General features: G+C 30.4%; 11 protein-coding genes. 7 read left to right on the top strand and 4 right to left on the bottom strand.

The window, feature by feature from the left end:
• The first annotated feature begins 43 nt into the window (after positions 1-43).
• The 7 genes from HMPREF3125_RS05745 (at position 44) to HMPREF3125_RS05775 (ending at position 5223) form a co-directional block, all read left to right on the top strand.
• The gene (locus HMPREF3125_RS05745) at positions 44-382 is read left to right on the top strand and encodes a helix-turn-helix domain-containing protein (protein ID WP_017636938.1); all 339 of its coding nucleotides are present in this window, start codon (positions 44-46) and stop codon (positions 380-382) included.
• A 13-nt stretch (positions 383-395) separates the two neighbouring features.
• The gene (locus HMPREF3125_RS05750; RefSeq protein WP_017636939.1) at positions 396-1067 is read left to right on the top strand and encodes an ImmA/IrrE family metallo-endopeptidase; all 672 of its coding nucleotides are present in this window, start codon (positions 396-398) and stop codon (positions 1065-1067) included.
• 760 nt (positions 1068-1827) lie between these two features.
• Complete coding sequence (locus tag HMPREF3125_RS05760; protein WP_017636942.1) at positions 1828-2229, top strand: sporulation protein; 402 nt, start codon at positions 1828-1830, stop codon at positions 2227-2229.
• On the top strand, positions 2204-2476 hold the full coding sequence (locus tag HMPREF3125_RS13215) for a hypothetical protein (RefSeq protein WP_371106433.1): 273 nt from the start codon (positions 2204-2206) through the stop codon (positions 2474-2476). Before HMPREF3125_RS05760 ends, HMPREF3125_RS13215 begins: the two co-directional genes overlap by 26 nt.
• Before the next feature lie 62 nt (positions 2477-2538).
• A complete protein-coding gene (locus HMPREF3125_RS13220; RefSeq protein ID WP_371106434.1) occupies positions 2539-2688 on the top strand; it encodes a hypothetical protein in 150 nt (49 codons plus the stop codon).
• A 173-nt stretch (positions 2689-2861) separates the two neighbouring features.
• On the top strand, positions 2862-3122 hold the full coding sequence (locus tag HMPREF3125_RS05770) for a transcriptional regulator (protein WP_017636944.1): 261 nt from the start codon (positions 2862-2864) through the stop codon (positions 3120-3122).
• Positions 3123-4185: 1063 nt separating this feature from the next.
• Positions 4186-5223 (top strand): tyrosine-type recombinase/integrase, encoded by a 1038-nt coding sequence (locus HMPREF3125_RS05775; protein WP_017636947.1) that lies wholly within the window; start codon positions 4186-4188, stop codon positions 5221-5223.
• A 134-nt stretch (positions 5224-5357) separates the two neighbouring features.
• On the opposite strand, the gene whiA is transcribed toward HMPREF3125_RS05775, so the two are convergent.
• From whiA to trxB, 4 genes are all read right to left on the bottom strand, one after another.
• Positions 5358-6302 carry a DNA-binding protein WhiA gene (gene whiA / locus HMPREF3125_RS05780; protein WP_017636948.1) on the bottom strand — a complete coding sequence of 315 codons (945 nt, stop codon included), beginning with the start codon at positions 6300-6302 and terminating at the stop codon, positions 5358-5360.
• 152 nt (positions 6303-6454) lie between these two features.
• Complete coding sequence (yvcK, locus tag HMPREF3125_RS05785) at positions 6455-7450, bottom strand: gluconeogenesis factor YvcK family protein (protein WP_070452457.1); 996 nt, start codon at positions 7448-7450, stop codon at positions 6455-6457.
• Positions 7447-8358 carry an RNase adapter RapZ gene (rapZ, locus tag HMPREF3125_RS05790; protein WP_017636950.1) on the bottom strand — a complete coding sequence of 304 codons (912 nt, stop codon included), beginning with the start codon at positions 8356-8358 and terminating at the stop codon, positions 7447-7449. The genes yvcK and rapZ overlap by 4 nt, the downstream gene beginning before the upstream one ends.
• A gap of 175 nt (positions 8359-8533) precedes the next feature.
• Positions 8534-9475, bottom strand: coding sequence for a thioredoxin-disulfide reductase (trxB, locus tag HMPREF3125_RS05795; RefSeq protein WP_029056494.1), 942 nt, complete (start codon positions 9473-9475; stop codon positions 8534-8536).
• Between the last annotated feature and the right edge of the window lie 13 nt (positions 9476-9488).

Below are 9488 nucleotides of genomic sequence, written 5' to 3' on the forward strand. Positions count from 1 at the left end.
CAAACTAAAATAACAAATAAGTTAACTGTGATAGGAGAATTTTATGAATTTAGTACAAAGAATACGCAACTTATGTAACTCACAAAGCTTGACTTTTGCTGAATTAGAGAGGATTTTAGGTTTTTCTAACGGACAAATAAGAAGATGGAAAAAAACTAAACCAGGAATTGATAAAATTCAAAAAGTAGCCGACTACTTCGACGTATCTGTTGACTACTTATTAGGAAGAGAAAAAGATGAATACGCTGGCGAGCAAGAAGATGAAGAAATTCGTATTATGCATCGTGGCGTAAAAAACATGACTAAAGAAGATAGAGAAAAAGCATTAAAAATGTTTGAAACTTTCTTCGATAATTGGGACGAATACACTAAAGACAAATAAAGGGGATTTTATTTTGCATTTTGTATATCAAAATTCATTTTTAAAAGCAGCACGAGCTGTAAGTGCATTAATTGAAACTAATTATATAGATAGATTCCCTTTACCTATTAAAGAAATAATAGAGAATGATAGTAATGTGGAATTATTTACGTTTGAAGATTTTTGTAATATGACTGGATACACTTTAAATGAATTACAAACATACGGTGGTTCTGATGAGGCTTTTCATATTAAAAAGGGAAATAAATTCGCCATTATTTATAACGACAATATATATAATAGAAGATTACGTTTTACTCTAGCTCATGAATATGGTCACTATATCATGGAACATGATGGTATGAGCTACGAGAAAACACCTATATTCCAAGATTCTCAACGTACTCATTTAGAGGAATATGAAGCTAACTCGTTTGCCTCATGCCTCCTATTCCCTCTTAATGTTAGATACAAATATCGTAATGTATTGAGTGTAGGTGATGCGGCAGATCTATTCAAAATTAGTTATCAAGCTGCAAAAGTTGCATTAGATATCTTTGATGAACACATGGACAGTGGATTAGAATATCATATTTCAATGTTTGAACATAGGCACATGGAAACTTATATGTCATTTCTTGAAGAAATGTTAGGAGAGCAGTTGGCAGAATATAATCACATAATGAGAACTGAATACGGTTATTAAAACTCACTACGGTAATTACTCTATTACGTTTGAGCCGTTGAAAGTGTACAAATTGCATAGAGTTGATTAACTCTGTCCTACTGACGCTATAATATAAATTTATAAAGGAGAAATATAATGAAAATAATTAATTATCAAGTTAAACTGAGGAAAATTTTTTATACCGTGAGAACTAACAGAGGTAATGTTTTTAGGAAGTCACGTCCTAAAAAGGAAAGTATTATAAAAACACGCAGAAAATTACAAAAATACGCCAGAGAAATTGATAAAAAAAGACAGTAAGTCCAAAGGAGGCGTAGATGATGACATTCGTTATTGAATGCCTATTAATTTTACTAATTGTAAATGTTATTTTGTTAATCATCAATATTTATAAACTTATAAAAGCGAACGAACAAATTTCTAAAAGAGCTTATACCATGTGGACGGTATTAACTATAGTTTTTATCTCTATTATCGTGATAATACTATATAATTTTATTTTTTTATAATTATATAATTCACATTTAGTTACTGCATATGATCAAGATGAAATAAACTTAATCTAAGGGGATGAATACATTGATCTATGTGATTATCGGTTTGTTTTTAATTAGTATTTTTTTATTTATTTTCAGTTTCTTTTTATCGCAGACGGAAGGGCTTACCTATAAAAGGACTTGCAGGACTATAGCCTTAGCTTTTTTGTTATTAGGTTTCTTTTCTTTCATAGGTCACTTGGTTATTTTATTATCTGAATAGATTTAAAGGAGGAAATATCATGTTCGAAAATTTATTAACTTCTATAGGTATTAATTCTCTTAAAGTAGACACTTTAGTCAAATCTGAATACATTTCACCTAACGATTCATTGTCAGGAATAATAAACTTATATGGTGGAAATACAACTCAAATTGTTAATAAAATTGAACTATCTTTAATAGAAAGGTATGACAACCCTGATGAACGCAGTCAGATACCTGTATTAGAAAACGAATTAGAAACCCTTATTTTACACAAAAACATAAATATTAATAAAGAGGAACAAAGAAGTGAAGAATTTAAATTCAATCTTCCTGAAGTTAGTTTTAAAAGAAATCAAGATTATTTAATTTTAAAAACACGAGTATACATTGCAAATTCTGTAGATGCTTACGATGAAGATAAGATATTTTTTAAATAAAGGTGATAATAAGAAGTCTGAAAGCAAATCAAACAAGAAACCTAATGATTCAAAGAAAGATAAAAAAGCAGATAGCAAAGAAAAATCAAACGACACTTTTAGCGACGATAAACAACAAGCTAGTTCAGATGATAGTTATAATGATACTCTAACAATGAATCTGAAAGCACATCTAAAAACGACAATGGCAAAACACAAGACAACAACGGTAATAATGAACGCACAGAAGGTAAACAAGCTCAAGTAACACAACAAAATAATCAGCAACAAAGTAACAACAATCAAAATCCACAAAACAATAAAGGTTATATGACACAAGCTGAAATTGATGAATGGAATAGAGCAAAACCTACTACGCATAACGAGTCACAAATGGAACAAGTGCCACAAAACCATTCTGGTGGTCACCCATCAGCGTTTGGTAAAAGTGATGTTCCAGTGGGTACACAAAAAAACTGATTCAAATGGAGATACTTATATAGACGCAACAGGCAAATAATTTATTGGGTACTTAGTACCCTTTTATTTTACTCTATTACGTTTGAGCCGTTAAGAGTATATGAACTACATCAAATTGATTAACAGCGTCCTAGCGGCGCTTTAATATAAATATAATAAAGGAGAAATATAAGATGAACACTTTATATAATTTACGTAAAAAGAATAATTTAGAAATCGATGAATTAACAAACAAACTCAATAAAATTTACGGTACTGATTATGAACCACATCATTTATGGGAGTGGGAAAATCATCAAAAAGACCCTAAAATGAAGGACGCACTAATTCTTGCTGATTTCTTTAATTCTTCATACGAAGAATTCTTAGATAGTAAAATGAGACAAAGATACAAAGAATTATATGATGTTGAAATAAGAGGGATTAATAAGTAAAGATAATGTAATGCTTCCAAAGGAAGTTGAGGGATGGAGAAAGAAAACTTGAAAGAGCGTTTATTACTTAAATGTCAAGAAGCATTTATCATGGGGATAGATAACATTAAAAAAGCAAATAAAAAAAAGATAACCCCAGGGTCATAGGAATTCTCAGCTTACGCCTACCCCCATTCGGGGACCCAGAGCTAATCCTTCTCGAGTTATCTTAAATATATTATAAGTTACATTGATTACTATTTCAAGAATAAATAACCGGGTAGTTCACCTACCCCTATTATTTATTCTGTATCTAGTGATGGTTTTATATATAAACAAAAGTAATTCAGTATAGCAGTATAGTTTCGAGGTGTAGAAATGACTCTAGTTATAAATTGGCTTTTTATTTTATGTGGTATATGTATACTATTATTTGTATACAATGCATATATGTTTCTTAAAATAAAAATGGGAATTTTAAAAAGAACTTACGCTATATGGACTATATTATATGCATTGTGCATCTTTATTATTGCAATTATGCTTTATGACTTTTTGTACTAAATTAAGATTCTATTGGTAAGGAGACTAATTTTGAAAATTTTAAATTGTAAAATAAAATTAAGTGAAGTAATTTATGAAGTACAAACAAATAAAAATAAATATTTTAAATACGCTTTACCTAAAAATATTTCTAATTATAAAGTACGAAAAGTGCTTAAAAATGTCGAAAGTAAATTAGATCATAACTCAAATAATTGATACATTAAAGAGATGTAAATCACAACAACGACAAAATCAACAACAGCTAATATTTCTTATGTGAGAAAGGACTATTTCTTATTATGTTTTATTTCCTTTTTAGTACTATCATCATAATCGTTATGTTGTTTTTACATTCTTTTTATCTAATTCTACGTATTCAAGAAAAGAAAATGACAATAAAAGGGTATTTAATATACATATTAATTTATTTTGTAATTCTAATAATATTATTACTTATTTTTAAAGGTTTAATTTGAGAATATTTTAAAAGGGTAATATACTTACCCTTATTATTTTTACCTTTTTGAGGAGAGATAGTATGCAAACACGACGTTATGATGGTGAAAAGTGGCAATATGAGTTTAAATATGAAGGTAAACGATATCGCAAAAAAGGTTTTAGGACAAAACGAGAGGCAAATTCTGCAGGAATGGATAAACTTAATGAGTTGCGAAATGGCTTTAATACAGACCACAATATTACATTAAAAGCATACTTTGAGAACTGGATTAAAACATATAAACAACCAGTTGTTAATGAAAACACTTATCGTCATTATCGTTTTACTTTAAAGCATATTCAGGATCATAAAATTGGTAACACGGAATTATCAAAAATTAACAAACAAGTCTATCAAAAGTTTATAAATGACTTTTCTAAAGAACACGCTAAAGAAACGATAAGAAAAACAAACGGTGCTATTCGTTCTGCTTTAGAAGACGCAGTTTATGATGGGTTAATACACAAAAATCCAACTTACAAAGTGAATTATAAAGCTGGCAATCCGACTAAGCCAGAAAAAGAAAAATATATATCTTTAAACGATTATGAAAAGTTAAAAGCATATTTAAAAACTATAAATAGTAGATCAGCATTAGCTTTATTTATCATGATTTGTACTGGTTGTCGAATCAGCGGTGTTAGATATATGAAATTAGAATATATAAACCAGTTGAAAAATCAAATATATATTAACGAACATAAAACAGATACTTCTCCTAGATATGTAAGTGTAGCCAAATCAGATATGAAACATATTTTAGATATGATAAATAATTTAATCATCAGTTATGATGGTTACATTTTTAAAGATACTGGTAGTATTATTACTGTGAATGCAATAAACAAAACATTAAAAAAAGCATGTGAAGTAAATGAAATACCTATCATTACATCACATGCTATTAGACATACACATTGTTCATATTTATTAGCCAAAGGTATTTCTATTTACTATATTTCAAAACGGTTAGGTCATAAAAATATAGCAATTACTACATCTGTTTACTCACATTTATTAGAAGAAAAATACAGTGAAGAAGAAACAAAAACGACTAATATTTTAGAAAAGATGTAGTTTAGGGACTCTGTAGGGACTTCAAATGCTTTAATCACCATAGTTATAGCATTTATAAATCTCCTTCGAGGGGGCTAAAATAAGCAACTATTATATATTTACAAAAAAGAATCCCACGTTAATGGGGTTCTTTTTTACAATTCTATTTTCTCACCATTTCGAATTTTGTCAGCTAATTCATTTAATTTTCTTAAACGATGGTTCATACCTGATTTTGATATGGGGCCAGTTGATATCATTTCCCCTAATTCCTTTAAGGAAATTTCTTGGTGCTCAACTCTTAACTTGGCAACCTCTCTTAAACGATCTGGTAAATTATCTAAACCTATTTCTTGATCTATTAATTGAATGCTTTCAACCTGTTTCATTGCAGCGCTTACTGTTTTATTTAAATTTGCTGTTTCACAATTCACTAATCGGTTTACTGAATTTCTCATATCACGGACGATTCTTACATCTTCAAATTTCAACAGCGCTTGGTAACCACCAATTAAACTAAGGAAGTCAGAAATTTTTTCTGCTTCTTTTAAATAAACAATGCTACCTTTTTTACGCTCAAGATGTTTCGCATTTAATTCGTAACTATTCATCAACTTCGTTAAACCTTCAGAATGATTTTCAAATTGAGAAAATATTTCTAAATGGTATGATGACGTTTCTGGGTTATTGACTGATCCACCCGCTAAAAATGCGCCACGTAAATAACTACGTCTCATTTCATCGTCTTGAATCATATCTGGATCTATTTCATGTGTAAATACACCGTTTTTTAATATACCTAGCTCATCAAGAATTTCTCTTGCTCGCATTTTTGTACGACAAATATAAATATTATTTTTCTTTAATTTCATTTTTTTACGTACTAATATTTCTACTTCTACATTAAAAATACGTTTGATCAGGGAATATATCCTTCTTGCGGTAGTTGCATTCTCAGTTTGAACATTAATCACAAACTGTTGATTGGATAGACTTAATGCCCCATTCATACGAATTAATGCACTGAGCTCTGCTTTTGCATTAGCTTCATCTACATCTATACGAGTTAATTCATTTTTCATATCTGATGCAAAGCTCATAGAACATTCATTCCTTTCTAACATTACCCTTTAGATTTATAAGATAATAACTACATTTTTTAATTTTATTTCAAAATGGATTAAATATCTTCATCTCAATATTTTTTCTTTCAATAAAAAACAAGTTTCATCTGTATCCAATAACTAAAATATTATTTACGATTATCATTTGGATCAAATTGAATTGTACTAATAAGATCTAATGCTTTTTCATAAATTAATTTTGATAAAACTTTTGTATTATGTCTTACAAAATGTTCATCAGATATTTCGACTAGATTTGAAGCCGTAATGACTTCTATTCCATCTTGCTTTAATTCTTCAACATTTACATCAACAGGATCAGAATTTTTCTCTTTATATTTTCTTAAAACATTCTCATTGAATTGATCGGTACAGCAAATAACATAATCTACAAATGATTGACCTGTTTGGCGATGCAATGCATTAATATGTTCTTTCACGGTATAGCCGTCTGTTTCACCAGGTTGAGTCATAACATTAGCTACATATAATTTAGGTGCAGATGAATTAATTAAGGCTTTAGAAATCCCTTTGACACAAAGATTAGAAATAACACTCGTGTATAGTGATCCAGGACCTAATACAATCAAGTCAGCTTCTTCTAACGCTTCAACCGCTTCTTCCATAGGTTCTACATCATCTGGCTCTAAAAAGACTTTTTCTATTTTTTCTTGTTTCTTCGGAATTTTTGATTCGCCATATACGATTTCACCATTTTCCATAATAGCATTTAACTGAACGCTTGTATTGGTAGATGGAATTACTTTACCTTTAATATTTAAAACTTTACTTAGTTCTCTAATAGCATGTCCAAAGTCATTAGTAATATTTGTCATCCCCGCAATTAATAAATTTCCTAAAGAATGACCACTAATTTGATTTTCTTCAAATCTATATTGGAATAATTGAGTTAGTACAGACTCCGAGTCGCTCAGTGCAGCAATCACATTTCTTATATCCCCAGGTGCTGGAATATCCATTTCATTACGAATTTTACCCGTACTTCCACCATCATCAGCAACAGTAACTATGGCAGTAATATCTATAGGAAACTCTCTTAGACCCCTTGCCAATACAGATAAACCAGTCCCTCCGCCAATTAAAACTACTTTCATTCTTCTCATTGTTGTTCTCCACTTTCAATATGTGCATCTCTATGATGAACATATACTTTATAATCGAAAACGTCGTTAAGATATTCTCCTAAACGTTTAGTTAATGCTACTGAGCGATGTTGACCTCCAGTACAGCCAATTGCTATGACTAACTGTGACTTGCCTTCTTTTTTATAACCAGGAATCATAAATTTCAATAAGTCAGTTAATTTATCAAAGAAGATTTCGGTTTCTTTCCATTTCATAACGTACGTATAAACTTCTTCATCCATTCCTGTTAATGGACGTAGTTCTTCAACATAGTATGGGTTGGGTAAAAATCGAACATCAAATACTAAATCTGCATCCATTTGTATACCGTGTTTAAAACCAAAGCTAGTGACGTTTATTGTAAATGTTTCAAAGTTTTCATCTTCATAGTAATTAACTACTCTAGCTTTTAATTCTTTAGGTTTAAGTTGACTTGTGTCTATGACATAATTTGCAATACTTCTAATTCGTGAAAGATGTTGACGTTCTTCATTAATAGCATCAATAAGTGAACGTTGTCCCTTTTCATTTAAAGGATGTGCTCTTCTAGATTCTTTATATCTTGAAATTAATTTTTCAGTTGTTGCTTCTAAAAACATGACGTCTACAATAACGTCATTTCTACTTTTAATTAAATCAATTTCCTTAACCAATGATTTAAACAGTTCTTTACCTCTTAAGTCTATTGCAATAGCCACTTTTTGTAATGATGGATTACCTTGTTCCATCAATTCAACAAATTTAGGTAATAGTACGGGTGGTAAGTTATCTACACAAAAATAACCTATATCTTCTAGACTTTGAATCACTAAAGATTTTCCTGCACCAGATAATCCAGTGACAACAAGTAATTCACTTTTCCCAATTTCTTTTTCAGAATTTACCATTTTATCGGTTCACCGCCAGTTCAGTTGATATTCATATATTAATAGGTTCATCATACCACACTCATTTTCACAAAGGAATGTAATCAATACTTATAAAAAAGCTAGAACAACAAATGGATTATCATTGTTATAATCCTCCTATTGCTCTAGCTTTATTTCTTGTTATAAACGATATTTAAGCTTCTAATTTATCTTTAATACTTTCAATATAATCAGCCGCACTTTGTGCCGCAATACTACCATCACCTGTTGCTGTTACAATTTGACGTAAACCTTTATCTCTTACGTCGCCTGCAGCATAGATACCAGGTACATCTGTACTCATATCAGCTTGAGTTACAATATAACCATTTTCATTTGTAATACCTAAATCAGTGAATGGTGCAGTTAATGGTTTCATACCAATATAAATAAATACACCATCTGCATCGTATGTTACTTCTGAACCATCTTTAGTTGACTCTAAAGTTACTGATCCTACTTTGCCATCTTTGTCATTTATTGTTTTTAATGTATGGCTCCAAATAAAATCAACTTTATCATTTTTAAATGCACGATCTTGTAAAATACTTTGTGCGCGTAATTCGTCTCTTCTGTGGACAATCGTCACTTTATCAGCAAATTTTGTTAAGAATGTACCTTCTTCAACTGCTGAGTCACCACCGCCGATAACAAATAAACGTTTATTTTTGAAGAATGCACCATCACATACTGCACAATAACTTACGCCACGTCCGCCTAATTCTTGTTCACCTGGTACGCCTATTTTTTTATATTCAGCACCAGTTGAAATAATAACTGCATGTGCAGTAATTTCTTTGTTTCCTAAATTAACTACTTTATAGTCGCCTTTATCTTCTATTGATTTAATATCACCATATTGATAAGTAGCGCCAAATTTTTTCGCATGTTCAAACATTTTTGTAGATAAATCTGGTCCAGTAATCATTTCAAATCCTGGAAAGTTTTCTACCTCTTCTGTATTTGCCATTTGGCCACCTGGCATACCACGTTCAATCATAACAGTGTTTAAATTTGCACGTGATGCATAAACTGCAGCCGTCATACCAGCAGGGCCTGCACCTATAATTGCTACATCAAAATCTACTTCAGTCATTTACTTGCCCTCC

Source organism: Staphylococcus sp. HMSC13A10, assembly GCF_001808005.1.
In the GTDB taxonomy this organism is placed as follows: domain Bacteria; phylum Bacillota; class Bacilli; order Staphylococcales; family Staphylococcaceae; genus Staphylococcus; species Staphylococcus pasteuri.

Coding starts and splice junctions, on each gene's coding strand:
- HMPREF3125_RS05745 (WP_017636938.1), top strand. CDS start 44: ATGAATTTAGTACAAAGAATACGCAACTTATGTAACTCACAAAGCTTG.
- HMPREF3125_RS05760 (WP_017636942.1), top strand. CDS start 1,828: ATGTTCGAAAATTTATTAACTTCTATAGGTATTAATTCTCTTAAAGTA.
- HMPREF3125_RS13215 (WP_371106433.1), top strand. CDS start 2,204: ATGAAGATAAGATATTTTTTAAATAAAGGTGATAATAAGAAGTCTGAA.
- HMPREF3125_RS13220 (WP_371106434.1), top strand. CDS start 2,539: ATGACACAAGCTGAAATTGATGAATGGAATAGAGCAAAACCTACTACG.
- HMPREF3125_RS05770 (WP_017636944.1), top strand. CDS start 2,862: ATGAACACTTTATATAATTTACGTAAAAAGAATAATTTAGAAATCGAT.
- HMPREF3125_RS05775 (WP_017636947.1), top strand. CDS start 4,186: ATGCAAACACGACGTTATGATGGTGAAAAGTGGCAATATGAGTTTAAA.
- whiA (WP_017636948.1), bottom strand. CDS start 6,302: ATGAGCTTTGCATCAGATATGAAAAATGAATTAACTCGTATAGATGTA.
- yvcK (WP_070452457.1), bottom strand. CDS start 7,450: ATGAGAAGAATGAAAGTAGTTTTAATTGGCGGAGGGACTGGTTTATCT.
- rapZ (WP_017636950.1), bottom strand. CDS start 8,358: ATGGTAAATTCTGAAAAAGAAATTGGGAAAAGTGAATTACTTGTTGTC.
- trxB (WP_029056494.1), bottom strand. CDS start 9,475: ATGACTGAAGTAGATTTTGATGTAGCAATTATAGGTGCAGGCCCTGCT.